Raw genomic sequence first — 25861 nt, forward strand, 5'->3', positions numbered from 1 at the left:
CAAAGAACCTCAAAGAAACGGAAAACACATGCTCTACGACGTCCGCACCTACACCTGCCGCCCTGGCACCCTGAAGCGCCACCTGGCGCTGTATGCCGAGCACGGCTTCGACATCCAGCGCCGCCACCTCGGCGAACCGCTGGCCTATCTGCAGACCGAGACCGGCAACGTCAACAGCTACACGCACATCTGGGTCTTTGCCGATGCGGCCGATCGCGCGAACAAGCGCGCCGCAATGCAGCGCGACCCGGCCTGGGCGAGCTACCTCGAGAAGAGCGCGGCGGCCGCCTACCTCGTTTCGCAGGAAACGAGGCTGATGGTGCCGACCTCCTTCTTCAAACCCTGACATCGCGCTGCTGCGCGCACGCGCAGCCACGGCAGCCGCAAAGACGGCCGCGCCGCCACAAGACCCTTGGAGACATCCCTTGTATCAACAGATCTACGACCCGATCGGCGGGTCCCTGCTGCTGTCGTCGGCGCTGGCCGCGCTGCCGCTGCTCACCATGTTCGTCATGCTGGGATGGCTGCGCGTTGCGCCGCACATCGCGGCCTTCGTGTCGCTCGCCATCTGCGTTCTGGTGGCGGTGTTCGCCTACCGCATGCCGTGGGCCACGGCGCTCGACGTGGGGCTGTACGGCGCGGCCTTCAGCGTGCTGACGGTGCTGTGGATCATCGTCAACGCGATCTGGCTCTACAACCTGACCGTGCAGTCGGGCCACTTCGCGGTGCTCAAGGACAGCTTCGCGCGCATCAGCCCCGATCCGCGCATCCAGTCGATCATCATCGCCTACAACTTCGGCGCGCTGATCGAGGCCCTGGCCGGCTCCGGAACGCCGATTGCCATCTCGGGCGCCATGCTGCTGGCCATCGGCATCAAGCCGATGAAGGCCGCCGTGCTGGCGCTGGTGGCCAACACGGCGCCCGTCGCCTTCGGCGCACTTGCGGTGCCGATCGTCACGCTGGCGCAGGTGTCGGGCGAACCCTTTGGCCTGCTGGGTGCGATCGTCGGGCGCCAGACGCCGATCCTGGCGGCCTTCGTGCCGCTGATCCTCGTCGGCCTGCTCGACGGCAGGCGCGGCCTTCGCCAGACCTGGCCGGCCGCCGTGGTCGCAGGCCTTGCGTTCGGCGCGGCGCAGTGGATTGCCGCCAACCACATCTCGGTCGAGCTGGCCGATGTATTCGGCGCCCTCGGCTCGGCCGGCGCGCTCATGCTGTTCCTGCGCGTGTGGCAGCCGGTGCAGCCCGGGCGCATCGAAGACGTGGAGCCGTCGCAGCTGGCGGCGGCGCGGCACGACGCACGCACCGTATGGATCGCCTACGCACCCTACATGCTGATCATTGCCATCTTCTCGCTGGCGCAGATCAAGGGCGTGCAGCAATGGCTCTCGGCCGGCACCCTGCGTTTCCCGTGGCCGGGGGTGGACATCGTCAATGCGGCGGGCAAGCCCGTGTCCTCGGTCTTCACGCTCAATGCGCTGTCGGCGACCGGCACGCTTCTTTTCGTGGCAGGGCTGCTGTCGGCGATGCTGCTGCGCGTGCGGCCCAGCGCGGCCGTGCGCACCTATGGCGCCACGCTCAGGCAGCTGCGCTGGGCCATTCCCACCGTGCTGTGCGTGCTGGCCCTGGCCTTTGTGATGAACTACTCCGGCCAGACGATCACGCTCGGCCGCTGGATGGCGCAGACCGGCCCGGCCTTCGCCTTTCTCTCGCCGGTGATCGGCTGGATCGGCGTGGCCGTGACCGGGTCGGACAATTCCTCCAACGCGCTGTTCGGCGCGCTGCAGGTCGCCGCGGCCAACGAGACCGGCATCCGCCCCGCATTGCTGGCCGCGGCCAACGCATCCGGCGGCGTGCTCGGCAAGATGATCTCGCCGCAGAGCCTGGCCGTCGGCGCGGCCGCGGTCGGCGTCATCGGGCAGGAGGGCGCGATCTTCCGCAAGGTGATCGGCTGGAGCCTCCTGTTGCTGCTGGCGCTTTCCACGCTGGTCTACTTGCAGACGGGGCCGCTGGCCTGGATGCTTCCCTGAACTTCCACACTTTCTGATCCACGGAGATCCAACATGCAGAACTATCGTCAACTTTTCGATCTGACCGGCAAGACGGCCGTGGTGCTGGGCGCGGCGTCTGGCATCGGCCAGGCGTCGGCCCATGCATTGGGCGCGCTGGGTGCGCACGTCGTGTGCGCGGACCGCGACACCGACGGCGCAAAGGCCACGGCCGAGCAGATCACGCAAGCGGGCGCGGGCTCGGCCGAATGGCGCCGCACCGACGCGGCCAGCGGCGCGGACATCGCGGCTCTGGCTGCGCACACGCTGGCGGCGCGCGGGCGCATCGACGTTGCCGTGGCAACGCCGGCGCTCAACATCCGCAAGCTCATCGTCGACTACACCGATGAAGAATTCGACCAGGTCGTGAACCTGAACCTCAAGGGGGCATTCCACTTCATGCGCCGCTTCGGCGCGCCGATGATGAAGCAGGGCAGCGGCAGCCTCATCCTGTGTTCGTCGATGCGCGCGGTGACGATCGAGCCCGGCCTCGGGATCTACGCGGCCACCAAGGCCGGCATCGCGCAGATGGTGAAGGGCTTCGCGTCGGAGGTGGGCAGCTACGGCGTGCGCGTCAATGCGGTCATGCCCAGCATCATCGAAACGAGGTTGACCGCGCCGCTCAAGGAGCGCCCGGCCATCTACGACACCTATGCCGCGCACACCGTCTTCAACCGCTGGGGACAGCCGTCGGAAGTGGGTTCGGCGGTGGCCTTTCTGGCGTCCGACGCGGCCAGCTACATCACGGGCAGTTCGCTGTCGGTGGACGGAGGCTGGACCGCGATCGACGGTCCGCCCACGGGGCTGACGGCGACGCGGCCCTCCGAGTAGGCGCGCTCCTCCGGGCCCACGCCGGCGGCTCCATGCCGAAGCCATGCAGACAGGGCGCCGTCGCCGGCCTAAACTGCGGCCCGCACAACTTCTGTTCGGAGGACCGATGACGACGAATTACCAAGGCAGCTGCCACTGTGGCCGGATCGCCTTCGAGGTCGAGGGCGACATCCAGGGGGCGATGGCCTGCAACTGCTCGATGTGCCAGCGCAAGGGGTCGCTGCTGTGGTTCGTGCCGCACGAGCGGCTTCGGCTGAAGACGCCGCCCGAGGACATCAGCACCTACCTGTTCAACAAGCATCTGATCTCGCATCGCTTCTGCGCAGTCTGCGGCATTCATCCCTTTGGCGAAGGCACCGATCCCAAGGGCAACAGGATGGCGGCCATCAACATCCGCTGCCTCGAAGGCATCGACCTGGATGCAGTGCCGGTGCAGCATTTCGACGGGCGTTCGAAGTAGGCCCTGGGGCAGTCACCGGCTTGCGCCGGCACGGCCAATCCCGTACGCTGGCCTGGCGTCCACGTGCAGCACCCGAGCCCTTGCGGGCCGCCGGGCCGGTCTTGCGGGCGCGTAAGGAGTGCATGCCATGCCAAGCCGATCGAACGGCCTTGCGGCCGAAATGCAGGCCGTGCGAACGCTGGCGCTCGTGGGTGCCGCAGCCGCCGGCAAAAGCTCGCTGGCCGAGAACCTGCTGCACAAGGCCGGCGCCATCGCAGCCTGCGGCAGCATCGAGCGCGGCAGCACCGTCAGCGATCACGACCCGCTCGAGCGCCGCATGCAGCACTCGCTCAACGCATCGGTGATGCACCTCACGCACGGCGGCACGCGCATCCACCTGATCGACACGCCCGGCGGGCCCGATTTCCTCGGCCAGAGCCTGCCGGCGCTGGAGGCGGTCGAGACGGCGGCGGTGGTCATCAATGCCGCGACCGGCATCGAGCCGATGACGGTGCGCATGATGGAGTACGCGGCCTCGCGCCACCTGGCGCGCATGATCATCGTCAACAAGATCGACTCGCAGGGTGTTTCGCTGGCGGGCCTGCTGGCGGACATCCAGGCCACCTTCGGCCGCGAATGCCTGCCGCTGAACCTGCCCGACGGGGTCGGCCGTCAGGTGGTGGACTGCTTCTTCAACCGCTTCGGGCAGTCCGACTTCGGCCCGGTCGAGGCGGCGCACCGCGCGCTGGTGGAGCAGGTGGTCGAGGTCGACGCGGCCTTCGTCGACCGCTACCTCGAGGAGGGCGACGTGGATCCGGCCGAGCTGCACGCGCCGCTCGAACAGGCACTGCGCGAAGGCCACCTGATCCCGGTGTGCTTCGTCTCGTCGCGCAGCGGCGCCGGCGTGGCCGAACTGCTGGACGTGATCGTCAAGCTGCTGCCCGATCCGACCGAAGCCAACCCGCCGGACTTCATCGTTGGCGAGGGTGCAGAGGCCAGGCCCATGGAGGCCAGCCCCGACCCGTCGCTGCACGTGCTGGCGCATGTGTTCAAGGTCACGGTCGACCCCTATGTCGGCAAGCTGGGCATCTTCCGCGTGCACCAGGGCACGGTCACCCGCGACAGCCAGCTCTACATCGGCGACGGACGCAAGCCCTTCAAGGTGGGGCACCTGTTCATGCTCCAGGGCAAGGATCACGTCGAGGTGTCGCATGCGGTGCCGGGCGACATCGTGGCGGTGGCCAAGGTCGAGGAGATCCATTTCGATGCCGTGCTGCACGACGCGGCGGAAGACGCCCACGTGCACCTCGCGCCGCTGCCGTTTCCGGTGCCGGTGCACGGCCTGGCCGTGGAGCCCAAGCGACATGGCGACGAGCAGCGCGCCTGGGAGATCCTCGGCAAGCTCGCGGCCGAGGACCCGTGCCTGCGCATCGAGCACGTGGCCGCGACCAACGAGACGGTGCTCTACGGGCTTGGCGAGTTGCACCTGCGCATCGTGCTCGAGCGCCTGCGCGAGGTGTACCGCTTCGAGGTCCAGACGCGGCCGCCGCGCATCGCCTACCGCGAGACCGTGAGCGCGCCGGCCGAGGGCCACCACCGCCACAAGAAGCAGACCGGCGGCGCCGGCCAGTTTGCCGAGGTCTTCCTGCGCATCGAGCCGCTCGCGCGCGGCGCGGGTTTCCAGTTTGGGGACGAGGTCAGGGGCGGCGCGATCCCGGGCCAGTTCATTCCCGCGGTGGAGAAGGGCGTGCGCGAGGTGCTGGCGTACGGCGCAATCGCAGGCTACCCCGTGGTCGACGTGCGCGTGGTGGTGTACGACGGCAAGCACCACAGCGTCGACAGCAAGGACATCGCCTTTGCGACCGCCGGCCGCAAGGCCTTCATGGCCGCGATCCGCGAGGCCCGGCCGGTGGTGCTCGAGCCGATCGTGCAGATCGAGATCGCCGTGCCCGAGCATGCCGTGGGCGACGTCACGAGCGACCTGTCGGCTCGGCGCGGCCTGGTCACCGGCACCTCGGGCCTGGGAGGCGGCACCGTGGCCATCGGCGGGCAGGTGCCCGAGGCCGAGCTCGCCAGCTATCAGTCGCGGCTCAATGCAATGACCAGCGGCCAGGGCCGCTACACCATCGCGCTGTCGCACTACGAAGCGGTGCCGCCGGCGGTCCAGCAGGCGCTGGTGAGCCAATACCAGGTGCGTGACGAGGAATAGCATCGCGCCTGCCGTCCACGCTGTACCGAGGCGGCGTGTGACGCCGACCATCGAACGGCGGCACCATGCGTCGGGCTCGAACGCCAAGAGCCCAGTAGCCCGTGCGCGAGACCGAATGCAACGTCCGATCCGAGTCGACGGGTATCGCGGCTACAACGAGACATCGAACCGACGGCGGAAGTCGCCTGGCGTGCATCCTTCAATGCTGCGAAAGAACTTGGTGAAGTTGGTCGCCTCATCGAAGCCAAGCCGCTGCGCGATGACGGAAATCGGCGTCTCCGTATGTACGAGCAGGCGCTTGGCTTCCAACGCAAGGCGCGAGGCAATAAAGGCCTTCGCACCGACGCCAGCCACCGCACTGCAGATGCGAGTAAGAGTCTTCTCGGAACATCCCATGGCATGTGCATAGCGCGAAACGTGATGCCACTGATGCACCTTCGCGTCCAAAAGCCGTTTGAAAAGACGAAAGCGCTCCGGCGCGTCGGCCGATGCTCCAGCGGGCGGCTGTTGCTCGGTGTGAAAGATGTGCAGCCGCATCACGAGCGTTGCCAGTTCACTCTGGAGCAGCCAGTTCAGCAGCGGTTGCCGGGCTTCGAGCACGCACTCCTCCTCGAGCCGCGCGAGCGTGTCGGCCAAGAACCGACCCGTCGACCGATCGAGGCGCAGATGGCCAGGAAGCGCATCGATCAGTTCAGGCATCTGAAGGCGTTCCTCGCCTTGCGAAGCCTGCAGCAGTTCGGGTCTGAACAGCAGGAGGTTTGCGTCCCAGCGGCTTCCCGGGCCGAAGCGGTGAACCTGTCCGGGCCGGATGGTCAGCAGCGATCCCGCGCCACACTCGATGTGCCTGAAGTCCACCACAGCGCGGCATTTCCCGCGTCTGACGTGCACGAACATGTGAAAGTCGTAGCGGTGGTGACGCTGGAGGTGGGCTTGGGGCACCCTTCGTCTTAAGTCCGACATAGAGAAGACCTCGAGATCCAGTGTGCTCTCGGCCGAGGGCCGATATTGGACCTGCTCGATATCGATGGGTCTCGTTCCGCGCGGCATCGACCCATTCTGTCCGATATTCACCATTCAGCAACCGACTTTGATCGTGTCGAACACGCCGGCAACTCGAACAATATGGGTACGCGGGCACCGGGCGGCCACCAAGCCCCGCGTCCCATCCCGATAGACATTCCGAGGCGACAGATGCAAACCACAAACCGACAGTTCATGACTCGCTTCGTGGAGTTCATCAACACAGCGGACCCGCGGCTCGCCACAGAGTTGGTTTCTCCGGACGCCGTGTTTCAAGTTCCTGGGCGCGCCGAACCCGTGCGCGGGCCACAAGGCTACCTGGAGATCATCGGGATGATGCGCGGCGGATTCCCCGACGTTCAATGGACTCTTGAGGAAACCGTCATCGAAGGCGATGTCATCGCTGCGCGATTCACGATGCGTGGGACGCATCGCGGAGCTTTTTTCGGCGTGCCTCCCACAGGCAAGACGATTGCCGTGCAAGCGCTGAACATTTATCGATTCTCGACCGGGAAGATCGTCTCCGAAGTGGGGCAACCGGACCTGCTCGGACTGATGCAGCAGATCGGCGCATTGCCGCGTTCCTGAGGCCCAAGGCTGGACCAAAGGACCGCTTCCGCTGCATCGCTGCCGCGCGGGTAGGGATGGAGCAAACCTTGTGGGCGGCCAGGCCGTCGCGCTCTACCGCAATTTCGCTGCGTCGAAGATCCGTCGCTTGGCGTTGAGGATATGGAGCCGTGTTGCCTCGGCGGCGTCGGCCGGGGATCGTTTCTCGATGGCGTCGAGGATCTGCTGGTGCTCCATCTGGACCAGCCGGACACGCTCGACGGTCATCTTCGATCGCACGCTGCGCGCCAGTTCCATGAATTGCCTGATGGGCGCGACACTCGTTTCGACGGCGGCCACGAAGAACTGGTTGTGCGAGGCCCTCGCGATCGCCCTGTGGAAGCGGACGTCGTCTTCGATGCCTTTGTTTCCACCCTCCATGGCCAGGGTCTGCGCTTCCAGGCAGGCTCTGATCGTCGTCAGGTCGTCGGCAGTGCGGAACTCCGCCGCGGCGGCCGCCGCCCCCGATTCAACAACTGTGCGGTAGGCGTAATACCGCTCGATGTCCGAATAGTTCCTGATGGGGGGCATGCTCGATGCCGGTGTCCCGGGGGCCCGCACGACCTGGCTGCCGGAGCCGCGGCGGGACTCGATGATCCCGTCCGACCGCAGCCTCGACAGTGCCTCCCGGACGGTCGGCCGCGAGACCCCGAATTGCGAGGCCAGTTCGCTTTCCGTCGGCAGCTTTTTCGAGTCGACGTAGTCCCCGCGCAGGATGGCTTCGACCATCCGGGCGTAGATCTGGTCGGGCAGTGTGCCGCCATTGACGTCTAGCAAGTGTTCCGCCATCGAACCGATACCCTGGGAATCTTTGTCAGACAACTATAGCAAATCTTCCGAACTTGACGAGAACAGCGAGTGGCTCTCCCGCAGCACCCTTGCTCTTCCAGAGGTGGGCGTGTGTCCGCGGGGCTCAGCGAAAACCCGGATGACAACTCGAAAGTTGTCTTACAAGATTCCGCCTGCCAAGCCCATCCATCAGGAGATTCCGAATGCGCCCAGTTTCCCTCTCACGGCATCGCCGCGCCCTCATTGCGGCCGTTCTCGGGACGGCGAGCTGTGCCGGCATCGGCCTGGTCCAGGCGCAGGAGATGCCAAAGTCGCCGGTGGTGATCAACGTGATCGACGCCGCCGGCAACCTGGCGCTGACGCAGGGGGCGTTTGAGGCCTACCAGGCGCAGAACCCCAAGCTGGTCTCCAAGTTCACTTTCACCAAGGCGCCCGCGCCCGAGATCCCGGCCAAGATCAAGGCGATGCAGAACGCGGGCCGCAGTGACATCGACATGATCATTGTCGGCACCGATGCGCTCGCGGCCGGCCTCGAGATGAACCTGTGGGTCAAGTTGTTCCCCGACTACGCGGCCAAGTTCCCCAAGCTGCAGGAGAACTACCTTCCCAACGCCTACAAGATGCAAGCGCTGGCGAAGGACCACGGCCTAGCCATCGTCTTCATGCCTGCCGGCCCGCTGGTCGAGTTCAACCCCGACAAGGTCAAGACGCCGCCGACGACGCCCCAGGAACTGCTGGCCTGGTGCAAGGCCAATCCCAACAAGCTGATCTATGCACGGCCCGCCAACTCCGGTCCGGGGCGCACCTTCTTGATGGGGCTGCCCTATCTGCTGGGAGACAAGAACCCTGCCGACCCGATCAATGGTTGGGACAAGACCTGGGCCTACCTGAAGGACCTCGACGCCTGCATCGAGTACTACCCCACGGGAACCGCAGCCGTGATGAAGGAACTGGGCGAAGGCTCGCGCGACATGACGCTGACGGTGACGGGTTGGGACATCAACCCAAGGGCGCTGGGCATCGTGCCGAAGAACTTCCAGGTGCTGCCCTTCAAGGGCATGACGTGGGTCAACGATGCGCACTACATCGTGATTCCCAAGGGCGTCCCGCCGGAGAAGCAAGCGGTGGTTCTCGACCTGATGGCTTTCCTGCTCAAGCCGCAGCAGCAGGCGATGACCTATGACAAGGGCTACTTCTATCCGGGCCCGGCGGTCAAGGACGTGCCGCTGTCGCTGGCACCCAAGGACAGCCAGGACGTGATCAAGGAGTTCGGACGGCCTGACTACGACAAGTGGCTGGCCCAGTTCCCTCATGCCGTGCCGCTCGAGCCCAAGGCCATGGTCGATGCGTTCCGCCGCTGGGACCAGGACATCGGCACCCGCAAGACCAAGTGATTCGCGGCGCGCACTGCGCGCCCGACCGATGCCGCAAGCGGCCATGTGGGCGCTTGCAGGCTGCTTCTTTTCCAGGATTGCGTCTCTCCATGACTTCAGACTTTTCCGAGTTGCGCCTCGATGGCGTCACGCGCCGCTTTGCCGCGGGCAAGGGCGTGCAGAGCTTCACTGCGCTCAATGCCTTGACCATGACGGTCAAGCGCGGCGAGTTCATCGCGCTGCTTGGACCCTCGGGCTGCGGCAAGTCGACGGCCCTCAATTGCCTGGCCGGGCTGCTGCCCTTGACGGATGGAGGCATCTGGCTCGACGACACCCGCATCGATGTACTGCCGCCTGAAAAACGGGGCTTTGGCATGGTGTTCCAGAACTATGCGCTCTTTCCGCACATGAGCGTGGCGCGCAATGTCGCGTTCGGGCTGGCGATGCGCGGCGTGCCATCCGCCGAGTCGGCGCAGCGCGTGAAGCGGGCGCTGGACCTTGTGCAGCTGAACTCGCAGGCGCACAAGCTGCCCGGCCAGTTGTCCGGCGGACAGCAGCAGCGGGTCGCGATCGCCCGGGCGATCGTCATCGAGCCGCCGCTGGTGTTGATGGACGAGCCCTTGTCGAATCTCGACGCCAAGCTGCGGCTGGAGATGCGCGCCGAGATCCGGCGCATTCACCGCGAACTGGGACGATCGACGATCTACGTCACCCACGACCAGGACGAGGCGCTGTCGCTGGCCGATCGCGTCGTCGTCATGAAGGACGGCGTGGCACAGCAGATTGCCGAGCCGCAGCGCATCTACGCGGAGCCGGCCAACCTGGACGTGGCCCGCTTCATGGGCTATCGCAACCTGGTGGAGCTGGACGTGCGCTCGGAGGGCGGCGCGTCGGTGCAGCTCGCCGGCAGCGGCCTGGCGCTCAACGCGCGGGCGATGCAGCCACTCGCCAGCGGCAAGGCGATGCTCGCGATCCGGCCCGAGGAATTCGACGTCGTCTCTTCACCGGTGGACAACAGCTTTGCCGCCCGGGTGCTCAATGTCGAATACTGCGGCCACGACAACATCGTCGACGTCGAGGTGGCCGGCGGGCTCAAGCTGATCGTGCGCACGACGGCGCGCCTGCGGGTCGGCGATCCGGTCATGCTGGCCATTGCGCCGGACAAGGCGCTGGCCTATCCCGTCGATGCAGCCGCGGGCATGGTGCCATGAGCAGCGCCAGCCCGTCTTCGTTCGACCGGTCCCTGCTGCTGCTGGTGCCGGCGACGCTCTTCATGGTGGTGCTGTTCGTCTATCCGTTCCTCTACGGCTTGCAGCTGTCGTTCCATCCGATGGAAGGCAACTGGCTGGCGAACTACACGCAGTTCTTCACCACCGGCAACCTGCGCGACACGGTGTGGACCACGCTCAAGCTGGCCATTCCCGCCACCGTGATCAACGTCGGCGCGGCGCTGCCGATCGCCTATCAGATGCGCCGCAGCAGCCGCTTCCAGAAACTGATCACCACGCTGCTGGTCATTCCGTTGACGCTGGGCACCGTCCTGATCGCGGAGGGCATGCTCGGCTACTTCGGCCCCAAGGGCTGGCTGTCGCAGTCGCTCCAGTGGCTGCACATCTACGAAGGCCCGATCCGGCTGACGCACAACTACTGGGGCGTCCTGATCTCGCTCGTCATCTCGGGTTTCCCGTTCGCGTTCCTGCTCACGCTGTCGTACATCACCGGCATCGACCCCAACCTGCCACGCGCTGCCTCGACCCTGGGCGCAACGCCGTGGAACCAGTTCCGGCATATCTATCTGCCGCTGCTGGTCCCGGGGCTGGCGATGGCCTTCGCGCTGTCGTTCGTGCAGGCCTTCTCGGTGTTTCCGTCGGCGGTCCTGCTCGGGTCGCCGGCCGGTGCCACCCGAGTGATCTCGATCGCGGCGTACGAGGCCGCCTTCGAGCGCTACGACTATTCCATGGCTTCGGCCGTCGCGATGCTGATGGGCGTGGTGCAGCTGTTCGTCGTTGCCGCGGTCCTGGGCGCGCGCGGGATGTTCTATCGGGGCCCCGTCTCCGGCGGCAAAGGTTGACCATGGATACGCATCGCCTGCTGATGAAACTCTGGAAGTCACTGGTTGCACTGGTGATGGGCTTCTTCATCGTCAATGTCGCACTCATGGTGGCCGCGGTCGGCACCAGCTCGGTGGCCCGCCGCTGGCTGGGCACCTGGCTGCCCGATGGCTACACGTTCAACTGGTACCAGACCGCCTGGCAGGAGTTCCAGCTCGACAGCGTGCTGTGGGTCACGATCGAGGTGGTCGCCGCCGTCGTGTTCCTGTCGATCCTGATCGGCGTGCCGGCGGCCTACGCGCTGGCGCGGCGCAACTTCCGCGGCAAGAACCTGCTGATGGGGCTGTTCCTGCTGCCGCTGATGATCCCGCCGATCACCTACGGCATTCCGCTGGCGACGGTGATGTACCAGGCGCACATCGCGGGCACCATCTTCGGCGTGATCCTGGCGAACATGATTCCGGCCGTGCCGTTCATGATCCTGGTGATGACACCGTTCATCGAGCAGATCGATGCCAACCTCGAATCCGCCGCCCGCGTGTTCGGCGCCAACACCTTCAAGCTGTTCTGGCACGTGCTGCTGCCGCTGCTGGCGCCGGGCATTCTGGCGGCCTCCCTGCTGGTGCTGGTGCGCACCATCGGCATGTTCGAGCTGACCTTCCTGACGGCCGGCCCGGATTCGCAGACGCTGGTGGTGGCCCTGTACTACGCGGTCTTCGCGGCGGGCGTTCGTGCGCCGCAGTCGGTCGATGCAATGGCGATGGTCTACATGGCGGTCACGCTGGCCTGGCTGCTGATCGCGCTGCAATTCGTCAACCCGACGCAGCTGGTCAGCCGCGTCAAGGAACATCCAAAAACGGCCTGATGCCGCCCTCCATGAAGATCACGCAAGTCGATACGGTCCACGCGGCCGCCTATCCCAACATCCTGTGGGTGCAGATCCACACCGACACCGGCCTGGTGGGCCTGGGGGAAACCTTTCGTGGCGCCCAGGCCGTGCAGGCGCAGATCCATGAACTGATCGCGCCCTACCTGCTGGGAAAGGATCCGCTCGCCATCGAAGCCCACAGCCAGCACCTGCTGTACGGCTATATCGGCTTTGCCAGCAGCGGCGCCGAAACGCGCGCCGCTTCGGCGGTCGACATCGCGCTGTGGGATCTGTTCGGCCAGGTCACGCAACAGCCGCTCTACCAGTTGCTCGGCGGCGCCGTGCGCGAACGCGTCCCGGTCTACAACACCTGCGCGGGCTACACCTACAACAAGGCCCCACAGCGTCGCTCGGTGACGCAGGCCAGCGCCGACGTCGCGCCCGAAGGGCCTTACGAGGACCAGGTTGCATTCGTCAAGCGCCCGGCGGCGTTGGCCGAAAGCCTGCTGTCCGAGGGCTACAAGGCGATGAAGATCTGGCCCTTCGATCCCTTCGCCCAGGCCAGCGGCGGGCAGTCGATTTCGGCCCGCGACCTGGACACTGCGCTCGAGCCGTTCCGCGAAATCCGGCGCGCTGTCGGCTACGAGATGGACATCATGGTGGAGCTCCATTCGATGTGGAACCTGCCGATGGCCGTGCGGATCGCGCAGGCGCTCGAGGAGTTCAAGCCCTATTGGGTCGAGGACCCGATCCAGATGTCCAACCTCGACACGATCGCCGAATTCCGTTCGCGCACCCGCATTCCGGTCTGCGGCAGCGAGACGCTGGCCACCGTCCAGCCATTCATCCAGCTGCTCAAGAACAATGCGGTGGACTATGTGATGCTGGACCTGGGCTGGGTCGGGGGTCTCTCCGAAGCCAGAAAGATCGCGACCCTGGCGAAGGCCTTTCACAAACCAGTCGCGCCGCATGACTGCACCGGCCCGGTCGTGCTCGCGGCGTCGCTCCACCTGGCGATGAGCACGACCAACGTGGTGCTGCAGGAAGTGGTGCGCGCTTACCTGGGAGGCTGGTATCGCGAGCTCGTGACGCAATTGCCCGATGTCCGCGCCGGCCATGCGACGGTTCCGCCCGGCGCGGGCCTGGGCCTGGCACTGTCGCCGGCGCTGCTGCAGCGGCCTGACGTCACCATCCGCAGTTCGAAGTCGTGAGCGGATGGCGATGCATCTGAACGTGACGCCCGACACCACGCTGTGCAGCGGAACGCTGACGGCGACGCTGGCGCCGGCTGCCGGCGGACGCGTCACCAGCCTCAGCTCCCGCGCAACCGCGGGCGAACGAATCGACTGGCTGGTGCCGCTCGACGACGCCGTCCGCGCCGGCGGTTTCGAATCCACCCAGTGGCCCAAGGCCGGCTGCTATCCCCTGGTTCCGTTTTCGAACCGCATCCGCGATGGCCGCGTCGCCGGCACGCAGGGCAGGGTGCAGTTGCCGCTTCATCCGGGGGAACGGCACGCGCTGCATGGCGTCAGCCAGCAGCGTCCATGGCACCTCGAGCGGCACGCGGCGGACCGCGCAACCATGACCTATGTCCATGTGCCGGGGGACCACCGCTGGCCATGGGCTTTTCGGGCCGAGCAGGTGGTGGAGCTCGATGCCGCGGGCATCACGCTGAGCTTGCGGGTCACCAACGACGACCGGGAGCCGATGCCGGGCGGTTGCGGCTTCCATCCCTATTTCCCGGCCCAGTTCGCGCACGGCCTGCAGTTCGATGCGCGCACCGTCTGGCCGGCGGACGCCGAATTCCTCGCGAGCACGCCGCAGCCGACCGGTCCGGCGGACGACTACGCGTCGGCGAAGGCCTTGCCCGATGTCGAATGCACCCGCTACTACGGCGAATGGAACGGACAAGCGCGAATGGCGGCGGCCGATGGTCCCGCCATCGAACTGCTGGCCAGCGCCGCGCTGCAGCACCTGGTGCTGCATCGGCCGGGTCCGGGAGCGTACTTCTGCGTGGAACCGGTCTCGCATGTCGCGGACGCCGCCAACCTGGCTGCGGCGCGCGCCGACACCGGCTGGCGGGTGCTCGCGCCCGGCGAGGCGATGACATGCAGCCTGCGCCTGTCGGTCTTTCCTCTGTCGAGCTAAGCCTCGCCACCATTGACTACACGAGATCGACAACATGACTGAATCAACAGCTTCCCTCAGGACCGCCCTGGACGGCATCTCAGGCATCCTGGTGACGCCCTTCGACGATGCGGACCACATCGCGCCCGATCGCCTGGGCCCCGTCGTCGACCGCGCCATCGAGGCCGGCGTCCATGTGCTGGTGGCCAACGGCAACACCAGCGAGTTCTTCGGCCTGACCATGGCGGAGGCCGAGCGCATGGTGCATGCCGCGGCGGAACATGTCCGTGGCCGCGTGCCCTTGCTGGGTGGCGTGGGGCGCAGCGTCCACGACGCCTGCGCCCTGGCGCGCGCCTCACGCCAGGCAGGTGCCGCTGCCCTGATGGTGCATCAGCTGACGGACCCTTTCGTCGCGCCCAGCGGTGTGGTCACGTATGTGCGCCGGGTTGCCGACGCGGCGGACGGCCTGCCTGTCGTGCTCTATCTGCGTGACGACGCGATCGGTCTGCCGGTGATCGAAGCCCTGTGCCGAATCCCGCAGGTCATCGGCGTGAAATGGGCATCGCCCACGCCCTTGCGCCTGGTGCAGGCCATGGCGCAGGTGGCCGATCGCGGCCTGGCCTGGGTGTGCGGACTGGCCGAGCCCTGGGCCCCGCCGATGTATGCGGTGGGTGCCCGCGGCTTCACCTCGGGGCTGATCAACGTGCGGCCCGACCTGTCCGTGCGCATTCACACCGCGCTCGCGAAGGGAGATCACCAGCTGGCGATGGAATTGATCGGCGGCATCGCGGCCTTCGAGGAATTGCGCACGCATGAGCGCAACGGCTCGAACGTGAGCGTGGTGAAAGCGGCGCTGCAATACGCGGGGCGCGACTGCGGCGCGGCCCGGCCGCCCAGCACCTGGCCGCTGCCGGACGCGGATCTGGCGCAGCTCAAGCAGTTGGTCGACGGCTGGCAATAGCATGGAACGCCGCTTCTTCGCCGCCCTCGTGTTCGGCCTCATCGCTGCTGCGAACTGGCCTGTCGCCGCACAGACCTATCCAGCCCACCCGGTGAAGCTGGTCATCCCGGTTCCGCCCGGCGGCAGCGCGGACGTGGTCGGGCGCCTGCTTGCCAATGCGGCGTCGGCGGAGCTGGGCCAGCCCGTCATCGTCGACAACCGTGCCGGAGCCGCCGGCAGCGTGGGAACGGCGTCGGCGCTGAAGGCGCCGGCCGACGGCTACACGCTGGTCCAGTGCAGCATCGGCAGCTGCGCCATCAATCCGAGCCTGTACAAGAACGTCGGCTACGACCTGTTCAAGGACATGGCCCCGGTGATCCTGCTGGGCGCATCGATCAATGTGCTCACCGTCAACAACGAGGCGGGCATCCGCAGCGTGAAGGACCTGGTCGACCAGGCCAGGCGCCAGCCCATGGCCTACGCGTCTTCGGGCGTGGGCGCGTCCAACCACCTCGCCGCCGAGTTGCTCAAGAAGATGGCGGGCGTCGAGCTGACGCATGTGCCGTACAAGGGATCGGGGCCTGCCATCACCGACCTCATCGGCGGCCAGGTCCCGGTGTTCTTCGACAACGAGCCTTCCATCCTGCCCTTCATCAAGCAGGGCAAGGTGCGTGCGCTGGCGGTGACGGGCAAGACGCGCTCGGCCAATCTGCCGGACGTCCCGACGATGGAAGAACTGGGTTTTGCCGGCTTCGTCATCGAGCCGTGGTACGCCTTCGCGGCCCCGGCGGGCACGCCCGAGCCGGCGATCCGGCGGCTCAATACCGCGTTCAACAACGCGCTGAATCAACCGGCGGTGCGCGACAGGATGGTCGCCATGGGCATTACCCCGGCGGGCGGCTCGCCCGAAGTGCTCGGTCGCCTGATCCGCAGCGAATACACACGCTGGGCGGAGTTGATCCGCGTGCAAGGTATCAAGGGAGATTGAGGGCCAGCGGCCGCAATGCGGTGCGGATACGCCCGTCAGAGACCCATCTGCAAACGTGAAGGCGAAGCGTCAGAGATCCGAGGCGTGCGTCTCGTCGTCGGCGATTTCCTCCTGGTGGTCGATGCAGCCGTCCAGGGTGACATTGAGGCTGAAGACTAGAAGTCCCGTGCGAGTCTCCTCGGAGTCGGGCGGTCCGCTGGACTGTCAGTTCGCCGCGAAGCAGTACATCAGCCCGGCGCTCCCGCTCATCTTGAGTTGGTCGACGCTGCAGCCGCGCGTACCGTGCGAAGAATTCCACGACGCATTGGCTACCGGATCGGGATTGGTGCCCTTGTGGTCGTGATGGCCCACGATGGCGGAGCCGCCGTCGCTTTTGGTCCAGTTGCCGCAGGTGGTGTCCTTGCCGGGATCGGGCGCGGCAAGGGTGCCGTCAGGGCGCGAGCCGGTGAGGATGTCGTGGCGGTTGACCGGATCGCCGAAGCCGGAGACAACCTCGCCCTTCTCGGTCAGCGAGGTGTCCTTGCCGACCTTGGCGTTGGCGCTGTGCAGGTCGGCCACGCTGGTGGCGACGACCACTCCCTTGGCGTTGGTCCAGGGACCGGTGCCGATCCGGTCGCGCGCATTGACGGCCGGCTGCCCGTTCGCGGCCGTGGTGCTCAGATAGGCGTGCCACGTTTTGTTGCCCGCCCCTGCACTCGTGGCCAGCGACTGGCAGAAGCGGTCGGCTCCGGCCAAGCCTCCGAGGTCGCCGCCCTTGCCGGGGTTGGCGCTGGTGATGAAGAAGCTCATGGGGTTGCCGCTCGATGAACGCATGGCACCGCAACCGATGATCAGTGCGGTGGCTGCGACGGCGGCGCCAGTGGAAAGAAGCAAGCGGCTGGACATCGGGGGACTCCTGGCTGTATTGGAGCCGGGAGGCTACCGCACCGTCGTGCCAGCGGCAACCCGAGCCTGCCCTCCCATGCGGCAACCGCAGCATCATTGCAGCGGAAGGGCGGCGGCTTTTGGCCGAGTTCGGCCGGCCACGACGCTTTCTGGAGACAATGGCTCCTCTCGAAACCGGCCATGAGAGGATCAAGATGTCAGCCGACGACTGGTGGAAGTGCGGAATCGTCTATCAGGTCTATCCGCGTTCGTTCCAGGACAGCAACGGCGACGGCATCGGAGACCTGGATGGAATCCGCGCGCGGCTGGACCATCTGGTCTCGCTCGGTGTCGATGCCGTCTGGATCTCGCCGATATATCCCTCGCCGATGGCCGACTTCGGCTACGACATCTCCGACTTTTGCGGCATCGATCCGCGCTTCGGCACGCTGGAAGGCTTCGATGCGCTGGTGCAGGAGGCGCACGCGAGAGAGCTCAGGATCATCCTGGACTTCGTGCCCAACCACACCTCGGACCATCATCCGTGGTTCATGCAGAGCCGCAGCGCGCGCAGCGATCCGCGGCGCGACTGGTACATCTGGCGTGACCCGGCGCCGGGCGGCGGGCCGCCCAACAACTGGCTCAGCAATTTCGGCGGCCCGGCCTGGACCTTCGATCCGGCCACCGGCCAGTACTACGCCCATTCGTTCCTGAAGGAGCAGCCCGATCTCAACTGGCGCAACCCCGAAGTGCGGACCGCGATGTACGAGGTGCTGCGCTTCTGGCTTCGGCGTGGCGTCGACGGATTCCGCGTCGACGTGCTCTCCCAGATCATCAAGGACGCGCAGTTCCGCGACAACCCGCCGAACCCGGATTTCATCGAAGGCCAGGACCCCTTCTTTCGCTGGCAGATGCTCTACAACACCGACCTGCCGGAGCTGCAGCCGATCGTGGCCGAGATGCGCCGCGTGGTCGACGAGTTCAGCGACGCACGCTCGTCGCGCGTGCTGATCGGCGAGCTCTACCTGCCGCTCGCGCGCCTGGTCGCCTACTACGGACTCAACACCGAAGGTGTGCTCGAAGGCGTGCAGCTGCCCTTCAACTTCCAGCTGATCGCGACCGAGTGGCAGGCGGCGCGCATCGACCGCCTGGTGCGCGACTACGAAGCCGCCTTGCCCGCCGGCGCCCAGCCGAACTGGGTGCTGGGCAACCACGACAGGTCGCGCATCGCGAGCCGCGTCCGGCCGCAGATGGCACGGCTCGCGGCCATGCTGCTGCTCACGCTGCGCGGCACGCCGACGCTCTACTACGGCGACGAGATCGGCATGACGGACGTCGCCATTCCCGCCGATGAGGTGCAGGACCCATTCGAGAAGAACAAGCCCGGCATGGGCCTGGGCCGCGACCCGGAGCGAACACCCATGCAGTGGAGCGCCGCAGCGCATGCGGGCTTCACGACCGGTACCCCGTGGCTGCGCCTGGCGGCCGACGGGCCCACGCGCAACGTGGAAGCGCAATCGCAGGACGCGGGCTCGATGCTGGCGCTCTACCGGCGCCTCATCGCGCTGCGCCGCGCGCAGCCTGCGCTGAACCGGGGCAACTACGAAGCGCTCGATGCCGAGGGCGAGGTGCTCGCCTATGCGCGCAGCTTCGAAGGACGGCGGCTGGTGGTGCTGTTGAACTTCGGTGCCACCCCGGCGCCGATCTCGCCGGCGTTGATGCCGCGCCAGCCGGTCGTGCTGGCATCGACCGATCCTGCGCGCGCCGAGTCGATCGAGGGGCCGCTGGAGCTGGCGCCTTGCGAAGGCGTCGTGCTCGGCGCCCTGAACGGCAAGGCTCCGGCGACACGCTGAGCGATCAAGGCGTGCCGGCCTGGATCTCGACGTAGCTGCGCGCGTGCCAGCGCACGCGAAGGGGCCACTTCGCGTCGGCGATGGTTTCCGAATTCACGTCCTTGCCGCTGCCGTAGTTGACCTGCCGGTCGGGCCGCTTGTTGAGGCCGACCAGCAGCACGATGCGGCTGCCCGCCGCAAGCTTGCAAGCCGTCACGCGCTCGGCGGTGAACGCAAGCAGTTGGCGCTCGCCGGCCCGCAGAAGCCTGCGGCGCACGCGATGGCCTGCGTAGCTGGCGCGGAAATCGTAGGGATCGAACAGCAGCTGGTACTCGCCGCTTTCGGTCTGCTCGTACAGCGAGATGCTGAAGTCCACGTCCTGCCGCGAGGGCGTGATGTCGAACACGCCCTGCAGGCTGCCGAAGATCTCGGTGTCCTGCGGAAGCGGATCGCTGACAAAGCGGATGCTGTTGCGCGCCGGCAGCTGCGCCGCGCGCAGCGCGTCCGGCCACGGAATGCGCATGTCGCGCCGGTCGGCAAGGTCGACCGAGAGCCGCGTGCTGCCGCCGCCTTCTTCGGACGGTGACGGCAACAGGCGGTGCGGCTCGTTGCGCTCGCGGGTGTCGAGGTAGAAGCGCAGCCGCGTGCGCTGCGGCGCATCCAGCGCCGGCACATGGCGCCACTGGTCCGCGCCCATCACCTGGTAGTTGACGCGATCCCCCAGCAGGGCAGGCTTGCTCGCGCCCTTCAGGATGTGGTCGAGCCATTGCAGGCGCAGCTCGGGCAGGTCGACGCGTGCGGCGGGGTCGAGCGTGTAGCCGCGCAGCGTGGCCGCCGTGCCGTGCCGGATCGAGGCCGCGTCGTAGGGGCCGAGCAGCAGCGTCGTGTCGGCCTGCGGCCGGTGGCGGCGATGCTCCTGATGGAAGTAGAGCGCGCCGGCGTCCGCGCCGTAGTAGCCGGCAAAGCTGAGCACCGGAATGTCGATGCGCGCAAACTGTTCCGCCGACGGCAGGAACTTCTGCCAGTAGCGATCGTGGCTCGGGTGCGTGAGCCATGTCCGGATCAGCCGGCTGCGCTTGCCCAGCAGGACGCGGTCCACGTCCCAATAGGGGCGATGGCCGCGATACCAGCGCGCGTCGAGTACCTGCCATGCCGTGTCCGGGTCGGCATCGACGCCGGACCGCAGGGGCTCGTCATCCGCGTGCTCCTCGGCCCAGCGCACCATGGCGTTGCGGAAGATCTGCCCGGCCATCGGAAAGTCGATGCCCGGCGCCATCGGCGCGATCGTGGCAATGGCCTTGAGTGCGGCCGGTCTCCTGCGGGCGGCGGCCCAGGCGGCATAGCCGGAGTAGCCGTCGCCGATCATGCAGACGCGGCCGTCGCTCCATGCCTGCCGGGCAATCCAGTCGATGACGGCGGCGGCGTCTTCGCCGTCGCGAACGAACGGCCACACGGCGCCCTGGCCGTCGGGCGTGCGTCCGCGCACGTACGCCGTGACGCCGACGTAGCCCTTGGCGGCGCTGCGCTGGGCGTCGTCCTCGGCCGGATCGAGCGTGAAGCGCAGCAGCGTCGGCAGGGCGCCCGGTGCGTCATTGGCGCGGCCGGGCCGAACCAGGCGCGCATGGATGACAGCGCCGCGCACGGGAATCCTGAGGTCGGCCTCCGCCACGTAGCGGTTGCGGTCTTCCACCGCGAACAGTTCGGGCAGCAGCGCTCCGAAGCTGCGGCGCGACTCGTACGAATGCCAGGTCCGCACGAGCGCCAGCGCGTCGTCCTGCGGAAGGCTGCCCTTCGCGCGCCAGAGATCGAAAGCCCGGCGCAGCGGCTCTGCATAGACCGCCGCCGGGATGTCGAGCCGCGCCATGATGGCCTGGGCTTGCGCATTGTCGAGCGGCGACACCAGTTCCCGGAACGCGCGCGCGTAGGCTTCGGCGAAGCCGAGGCGCTCGTTCGCTTCGAGTGCGCGCGCACGGGCGTAGATGCCGTCGAGGATCGCGCGCTGCACCAGGTCGTCGAACGGCTTGCCCTGGCGGCGGGTGCGCAGGGCCCGGCTGCTGTCGGAGGCTGCACGGTAGGCGCCGCTGACGATCTGCAGGGCGGCGAGGTTGGCCAGGAAGACGTCGGTGTCCGCGTCCTGGTACACCGGCAGGATGCGCTCGGCCAGGTCCCGCATCAGGTCCGCCGCGGCGGCATCCTCGGGATCGCGCGGCGGCTTGAAGCCGAAATCCGCCGCCCAGCTCCACGCGGGCAGCGCAAGCATCAGCCGCACGAGGGCGCGGCGCGCACGGCCGACGGTGGACCCAAGGTGTCTCATGGCCGCTGCTCCTCGCGCACGGTGTTCGCCGGCGCCTTGACCAGGTGCACCACCTGCGTGAACAGCCGGTCGCGCGCTTCTCCGGCCGAGCCGATGTGGACAATGCCCGTGTGCTCGAGCTTGCCCAGCAGGTCGATGATGAGTTCGCGCGTGTCGTCGTCGAACGCGCCGAAGGCCTCGTCCATCACCAGCCAGGGCGGCGCCTGCAGCACCACGCGGGCAAAGCCCAGCCGCAGCTGCTCGTCCATGCTGAGCTCGCTCTCCCAGCGGCCCGTCTTGTTCAGCAAGGGTTCCAGGCGCTGCAGGCCCACGCTCGCCAGTGCGGCCACCATGGCTTCCCTCGGGTAGCTCGACGGCTCCATCGCATACGACAGCACCTCGGCCAGCGTGCCGCGCGGAATGTAGGGCGTGCCCCGCGGCATGTAGTGGATGGTCTCGCCGGCGGGCCGGCGCACGGTGCCGGAGCCCCAGGGCCAAAGGCCCGCGAGCGCCCGGAACAGCAAGGTCTTCTCGGTGCCCGGCGTGCCGAGGATCAGGACGCGTTGGCCGCGATGCAAGACAAGACCCGGAGCGTCCAGCCGATCGTGGCCGGTCCAGGAGCGGACTTCGAGCGCTTCGATCGCGAGCACCCCGGCTTCGCCCTCTTCGTAGGCGATGCGGCTGCCGCCTGCGCGTGCCTCCAGGTCGGACGCCAGCATGCGGCGCAGGTCGGCAACGCGCAGCAGCGTGGCGCGCCAGTCGGCAATGATGCTGAAGTTGTCGACGAACCAGCGCAGCGACGACTGCGCCTGCGTGAAGGCCGCGGCGGCCATCATCAGGCCGCCGAACGACACTTTCCCCGAGAAGTACAGGGGCGCGGCCACCAGCGTCGGCGCGATGATGGTGATCCAGCCGAAGCCCGCCGTGACCCAGGTCAGGTTGGTCAGCCCGAGCACCACGCGCGAGGTGGCGCGAAGGACGTCGCCGAAATGCATGGCGACGCGGCGCTTCTCGTCGGCCTCGCCACCCGCCAGCGAGATGCCGTCGAGATGCTCGTTGATGCGCGTCAGCGAGAAGCGCAATTCGCCCTCGCGCGCGTAGCGCTCGGCATTGCGCGAGATCAGGCCGCTGCCGACCCAGTAGGTGACCAGCGAGCCGGCGATCGCATAGGCAATGGCCGCCCACAGCATGAAGCCCGGCAGCACATGGTCCTTGCCATTGAAGAAGAGGCTGAAGTCCTTGGAGAGGACCCACAGCACGCTCGCAAAGCTGCCGAACAGCATCGCTGCCTGCAACAGGCCCACGCCAAGGGTGACCGACAGATCGCACAGCTTCAGCGTGTCGTCGTGCATGCGCTGGTCGGGGTGGGCCCCCATCGGGCCGCTGGCCTGCAGCCAGAACGCCCGGCGCGGCTGCAGCCACAGCCCGACGAGGTCATTGACCACGGCCTCGCGCAGCTTCAGCTGCAGGGTTTCGCCGAGCCACCGCTGCGCCACGTTCAGGACCAGCAGCGCCCCCGCAATGATCGCGAAGACGCCGACCTGCACGACGAATTCGCCGAGGTCGCGGCGCGAGATCGCATCGTAGAACGGCTTGTTCCAGCTGTTGAGCTCGATCTGCCCATACGCGGTGAGCGCGACCACCACGACGATCGCACCCATCAGCGCGACCAGCGTTTTTGCGACCGGCGATACGCGCAGGGCGCCGAGCAGCTCGCTGACCTGACGGAAGAAACCGGTCCTTGCAGCCGGCTCGACACGGTTCTCTGTCCGCGCGCTCATCGCTGCCGCGACGCCTCGCAGGCGGCGGCCGCGCTGCGGCGCGCCGAGACACACGAAATGAACGCGGCGTGGCTCCAGGCCAGTTGCTTGGCCGAGGTCTGCGCGCCGCTGCGCTGGTCGAACTGTTCCGACAGGTCGCCGCTGGCCGGCGTGTACGCGCGCACGGTGGCGAGGTAGGCGTCGCCGCGTTCGAGCCAATGGCGTGCATCGCCGCCCATCGCTGCGGCAGCACGAAAGCAGAACTCGGCGGCGCCGAGCGTCGAGAAGTAGTACGCGCCGCCCGAGTAGTACACATCGCCGCCATACCGGCCCATTGCCGCGCCAAGCCTCTCGGCACGGCCATGGTTGATGGGATAGGCCGCATCGAACAGCGCGTCCAGGCGCGCCAGCGTGGCCTGCATGCGCGGATCGGCCGGTCCATGCGCGGCCTCGGTGCCGAGGCTGTGGATCGCCGACAGGATCACCGCGATGTCCAGCGCCTTCGGGCCGGGCCGGCCGTCTTCCAGCGCGCGCGAGCGGTAGTAGCCGGGCGCCGCGCCGCGTTCGCCGCGTTCGTCCACCCAGTAGCCGTCGAGCAGGCGCAGCACCGCGCGCGACTCTTCCCGGCAGCGCTGCGCCTGCGCCGCATCGCCCAGGCCCTCCAGCCACGCCGCGCCTTCGGCCAGCGCCGCACCTGCGACACGCAGCGTGTAGTAGTGCTGGCCGAGCTCCTCTTCCCAGATGTCGTAGGACGGCTCGCGCCAGCGGCGCAGCGTGAAGTCCAGATCGAAACGGATCAGCTCGGCAGCTTCCGCCAGCAGCGGCGCGTCGAGGTGGCCGCCGGCCGCCCAGCGCAGCAGCGCCAGCGCGCGCAGCGGCGCGCCGTCGTGCTGGGGGCGATTCCATCGGCAGACGTCGAGCGTGCCGTCGGGGTTCACGCGCGTCTCGGCGGCCACCAGGTCGCCGAAGGCTTTGGCAAGGTCATGGTCCTCGCGCCAGTACTGCAGGAGCTCGGGGGCCACGCACGCGCTGCGGTTCTCCACCGCGGCAGCCGCGCGGCCGTCGAGGCGGTTCAAGTCCAGGCTGAAGCGGATGAAGTCGCGCAGGTGCTGCAGGGCTTCGTCGCCGATGCGCCCCTCAAGGTGGAGCAGGCGCAATGCATCGATGACCACGGCGGAATCGCGGAACCAATGAAAGAAGTAGTCCGGGTCCGGGTTGTAGTCGGCAAGCACGGGCGAGGCGACGATGGCGCCCGCGATCGGCCGCACGGTCTGGCCGAAGCCCGGCCGGTGCTTGACGACCGACACCGGCGAAATGCTGGACAGCATCGCCGCCGCCGAATGGCGCAGCTGTGTTTCGAGCCAGGGCTCGAATGCCGGGTCTTGCGGGCTCGCCACGCTGAAGCTCACGCCGCCGACGCCTCGAGATGCGGGCTGCTGAAGTCCAGCGCGCGCAGCCCGGCCTGCACTTCGGGCACGCTCATGAACAGTTTCCACAGAAGGCCCGTGCGATGGTTTTCCATCATCACGACGATCGGGCCCTGGTCGATGGCAAGGTAGGTGTCTGCGAACCAGCCGCGCCGCTCGCAGAACGCATCGACGAAGCCGTAGTCCCGCCACACCCGCTCGCCATGCACGGTGAGGAAATGCCGCAGCACCCGCATCACCTCGGCGGGCGCATAGGGCAGGCTGGCCAGCGCGGCCGTCGGCGAGATGGTGCCGTTGTCGTTGTTGGGATCGTGCGCAAGGTAACCGTCGGGGTCGTCGCTCGCGGTCAGGCCCCAGCACGATTCGCCATAGCCCGGGAAGCCCCGCGGGTTGGCGATGCAGTGGGCGCGGTTGATCCGCACGTGGCGCGTGTTGAGATCCCAGTAGTCTGCGTAGCGGTCCCTCAGGCCGCGCGGATCGAGGCCGCAGAACGAGTAGTGCGCAAAGAACAGCGGACCGGCGTTCGGCGGACCCAGCGGCAGCTCGATGCCGTGGTACGAATGGCCGTTGAGGAAGTCGGGACCGGAGGCAAAGCCGCGGTGGTAGACCTTCGGATCGATCGCATGGCGCGGCGCGGCCGCCGCCAGGAAGTAGGTGATGAGGCACTCGTTCCAGCCGTGCACCTCATGGTTCATGGCCCAGCCGTGGTTCGGGCTCCAGTGCCAATACAGCACGTCGCGCCCGCCCTGGGTGAACCAGTTCCACTCGACCTCGTGCCACAGCGTGTCGATGTCGGCGCGCAGTCGGCGCGCCATGGCCGTGTCCTCGCTGAAATACTGGCGCGCGCAGAGCAGGCCCATGCAGAGGAACGAGGTCTCGACCAGGTCGCCCGCGTCGTCCTTGGGGCTCATCGGGATCGTTGCGCCGCTCGCCCCGTCCATGAAGTGCGGAAAGGCGCCGTGGTAGCGCCTGGCGCGCAAGAGGGCGTCCCGCATGCGCCCCAGGCGCTCCAGCGCCGCGTCCCGCGTGATCCAGCCGCGCTCCACCGCGACGATCAGGGCCATGATGCCGAAGCCCGTGCCGCCGATCGCGACCCTCTCGTCGGCCAGGTCTTCGCCGGTGGCGCCGACGAGCGTGCGGCGGTCGAGCGCCAGGCCGCTGGCGGCATCCGCGCCGTCCCAGAAATAGCGGAAGGTTTGCCGCTGCACGGCGTCGAGCAAGGCTTCATCGGGCAGGGCTGCCAAGGCCTTCGGGTTCCTGTCATCCTTCTTCAACACGCATGGCTCCTTTCGTTGGTGGTCCCGGGCGTCACGTTTGGTTTCGCCGAATCGTCGGCGGCGCCACACAGCCGAGGGCTCTCTGCCCGCAGCATGCCATCATTAAGGCCCTTGGGTCCTAT

The 25861-nt window shown here is 67.4% G+C and carries 22 protein-coding genes; 15 read left to right on the forward strand and 7 right to left on the reverse strand.

The features are described 5' to 3' along the window. Positions 1–28 precede the first annotated feature (28 nt). The 5 genes from AC1DMS_RS01460 (at position 29) to fusA (ending at position 5524) form a co-directional block, all read left to right on the forward strand. On the forward strand, positions 29–346 hold the full coding sequence (locus AC1DMS_RS01460; protein WP_015865600.1) for an NIPSNAP family protein: 318 nt from the start codon (positions 29–31) through the stop codon (positions 344–346). Positions 347–425: 79 nt separating this feature from the next. After that, a complete protein-coding gene (locus tag AC1DMS_RS01465; protein ID WP_015865599.1) occupies positions 426–2027 on the forward strand; it encodes an L-lactate permease in 1602 nt (533 codons plus the stop codon). Positions 2028–2060: 33 nt separating this feature from the next. After that, positions 2061–2876: an SDR family oxidoreductase gene (locus AC1DMS_RS01470; protein WP_015865598.1), complete on the forward strand. Its 816-nt coding sequence runs from the start codon at positions 2061–2063 to the stop codon at positions 2874–2876. A gap of 106 nt (positions 2877–2982) precedes the next feature. Continuing rightward, on the forward strand, positions 2983–3336 hold the full coding sequence (locus tag AC1DMS_RS01475; protein WP_015865597.1) for a GFA family protein: 354 nt from the start codon (positions 2983–2985) through the stop codon (positions 3334–3336). A gap of 127 nt (positions 3337–3463) precedes the next feature. Beyond that, positions 3464–5524 (forward strand): elongation factor G, encoded by a 2061-nt coding sequence (fusA, locus tag AC1DMS_RS01480; RefSeq protein WP_015865596.1) that lies wholly within the window; start codon positions 3464–3466, stop codon positions 5522–5524. Positions 5525–5674: 150 nt separating this feature from the next. Here fusA and AC1DMS_RS01485 read toward each other — a convergent pair whose 3' ends face one another. Then, entirely contained in the window at positions 5675–6598 is a 924-nt protein-coding gene (locus AC1DMS_RS01485) for an AraC family transcriptional regulator (RefSeq protein ID WP_478180623.1), read from the reverse strand. 141 nt (positions 6599–6739) lie between these two features. Between AC1DMS_RS01485 and AC1DMS_RS01490 the strand changes: the two genes are divergently transcribed. Beyond that, positions 6740–7132, forward strand: coding sequence for an ester cyclase (locus tag AC1DMS_RS01490; RefSeq protein ID WP_478129115.1), 393 nt, complete (start codon positions 6740–6742; stop codon positions 7130–7132). A gap of 93 nt (positions 7133–7225) precedes the next feature. Here AC1DMS_RS01490 and AC1DMS_RS01495 read toward each other — a convergent pair whose 3' ends face one another. Beyond that, positions 7226–7939: a FadR/GntR family transcriptional regulator gene (locus AC1DMS_RS01495; RefSeq protein WP_015865593.1), complete on the reverse strand. Its 714-nt coding sequence runs from the start codon at positions 7937–7939 to the stop codon at positions 7226–7228. A 203-nt stretch (positions 7940–8142) separates the two neighbouring features. On the opposite strand from AC1DMS_RS01495, the gene AC1DMS_RS01500 reads away from it, so the two are divergent. The 8 genes from AC1DMS_RS01500 to AC1DMS_RS01535 all read left to right on the forward strand — a co-directional run bounded on the left by AC1DMS_RS01500 (position 8143) and on the right by AC1DMS_RS01535 (position 16286). Then, entirely contained in the window at positions 8143–9333 is a 1191-nt protein-coding gene (locus tag AC1DMS_RS01500; RefSeq protein WP_015865592.1) for an extracellular solute-binding protein, read from the forward strand. 89 nt (positions 9334–9422) lie between these two features. Next, positions 9423–10523 (forward strand): ABC transporter ATP-binding protein, encoded by a 1101-nt coding sequence (locus AC1DMS_RS01505; RefSeq protein ID WP_015865591.1) that lies wholly within the window; start codon positions 9423–9425, stop codon positions 10521–10523. Beyond that, a complete protein-coding gene (locus AC1DMS_RS01510; protein ID WP_015865590.1) occupies positions 10520–11383 on the forward strand; it encodes an ABC transporter permease in 864 nt (287 codons plus the stop codon). Before AC1DMS_RS01505 ends, AC1DMS_RS01510 begins: the two co-directional genes overlap by 4 nt. 2 nt (positions 11384–11385) lie before the next feature. After that, entirely contained in the window at positions 11386–12228 is an 843-nt protein-coding gene (locus AC1DMS_RS01515; protein WP_015865589.1) for an ABC transporter permease, read from the forward strand. A gap of 11 nt (positions 12229–12239) precedes the next feature. Next, positions 12240–13442 (forward strand): mandelate racemase/muconate lactonizing enzyme family protein, encoded by a 1203-nt coding sequence (locus AC1DMS_RS01520; RefSeq protein WP_041945842.1) that lies wholly within the window; start codon positions 12240–12242, stop codon positions 13440–13442. 4 nt (positions 13443–13446) lie between these two features. After that, on the forward strand, positions 13447–14379 hold the full coding sequence (locus tag AC1DMS_RS01525) for an aldose 1-epimerase (protein ID WP_049826191.1): 933 nt from the start codon (positions 13447–13449) through the stop codon (positions 14377–14379). Between the two features lie 34 nt (positions 14380–14413). Beyond that, positions 14414–15319, forward strand: coding sequence for a dihydrodipicolinate synthase family protein (locus AC1DMS_RS01530; RefSeq protein WP_015865586.1), 906 nt, complete (start codon positions 14414–14416; stop codon positions 15317–15319). 1 nt (position 15320) lies between these two features. Continuing rightward, positions 15321–16286: a tripartite tricarboxylate transporter substrate binding protein gene (locus AC1DMS_RS01535; RefSeq protein WP_015865585.1), complete on the forward strand. Its 966-nt coding sequence runs from the start codon at positions 15321–15323 to the stop codon at positions 16284–16286. A 204-nt stretch (positions 16287–16490) separates the two neighbouring features. Here AC1DMS_RS01535 and AC1DMS_RS01540 read toward each other — a convergent pair whose 3' ends face one another. After that, the gene (locus AC1DMS_RS01540) at positions 16491–17171 is read right to left on the reverse strand and encodes a hypothetical protein (RefSeq protein ID WP_015865584.1); all 681 of its coding nucleotides are present in this window, start codon (positions 17169–17171) and stop codon (positions 16491–16493) included. 194 nt (positions 17172–17365) lie between these two features. On the opposite strand from AC1DMS_RS01540, the gene AC1DMS_RS01545 reads away from it, so the two are divergent. Next, positions 17366–19003 (forward strand): alpha-amylase family glycosyl hydrolase, encoded by a 1638-nt coding sequence (locus tag AC1DMS_RS01545; RefSeq protein ID WP_015865583.1) that lies wholly within the window; start codon positions 17366–17368, stop codon positions 19001–19003. 4 nt (positions 19004–19007) lie between these two features. On the opposite strand, the gene AC1DMS_RS01550 is transcribed toward AC1DMS_RS01545, so the two are convergent. From AC1DMS_RS01550 to AC1DMS_RS01565, 4 genes are read right to left on the reverse strand one after another with little or no spacing between them, the layout of a single operon-like run. Then, on the reverse strand, positions 19008–21296 hold the full coding sequence (locus tag AC1DMS_RS01550) for a CocE/NonD family hydrolase (protein WP_015865582.1): 2289 nt from the start codon (positions 21294–21296) through the stop codon (positions 19008–19010). Then, on the reverse strand, positions 21293–23056 hold the full coding sequence (locus tag AC1DMS_RS01555; protein ID WP_015865581.1) for an ABC transporter ATP-binding protein/permease: 1764 nt from the start codon (positions 23054–23056) through the stop codon (positions 21293–21295). The genes AC1DMS_RS01550 and AC1DMS_RS01555 overlap by 4 nt, the downstream gene beginning before the upstream one ends. Continuing rightward, positions 23053–24444 carry a glycoside hydrolase family 15 protein gene (locus AC1DMS_RS01560; RefSeq protein ID WP_015865580.1) on the reverse strand — a complete coding sequence of 464 codons (1392 nt, stop codon included), beginning with the start codon at positions 24442–24444 and terminating at the stop codon, positions 23053–23055. Before AC1DMS_RS01560 ends, AC1DMS_RS01555 begins: the two co-directional genes overlap by 4 nt. Continuing rightward, positions 24441–25739 (reverse strand): glucoamylase family protein, encoded by a 1299-nt coding sequence (locus AC1DMS_RS01565; RefSeq protein WP_015865579.1) that lies wholly within the window; start codon positions 25737–25739, stop codon positions 24441–24443. Before AC1DMS_RS01565 ends, AC1DMS_RS01560 begins: the two co-directional genes overlap by 4 nt. Between the last annotated feature and the right edge of the window lie 122 nt (positions 25740–25861).

Source organism: Variovorax sp. 05T418, assembly GCF_056396385.1.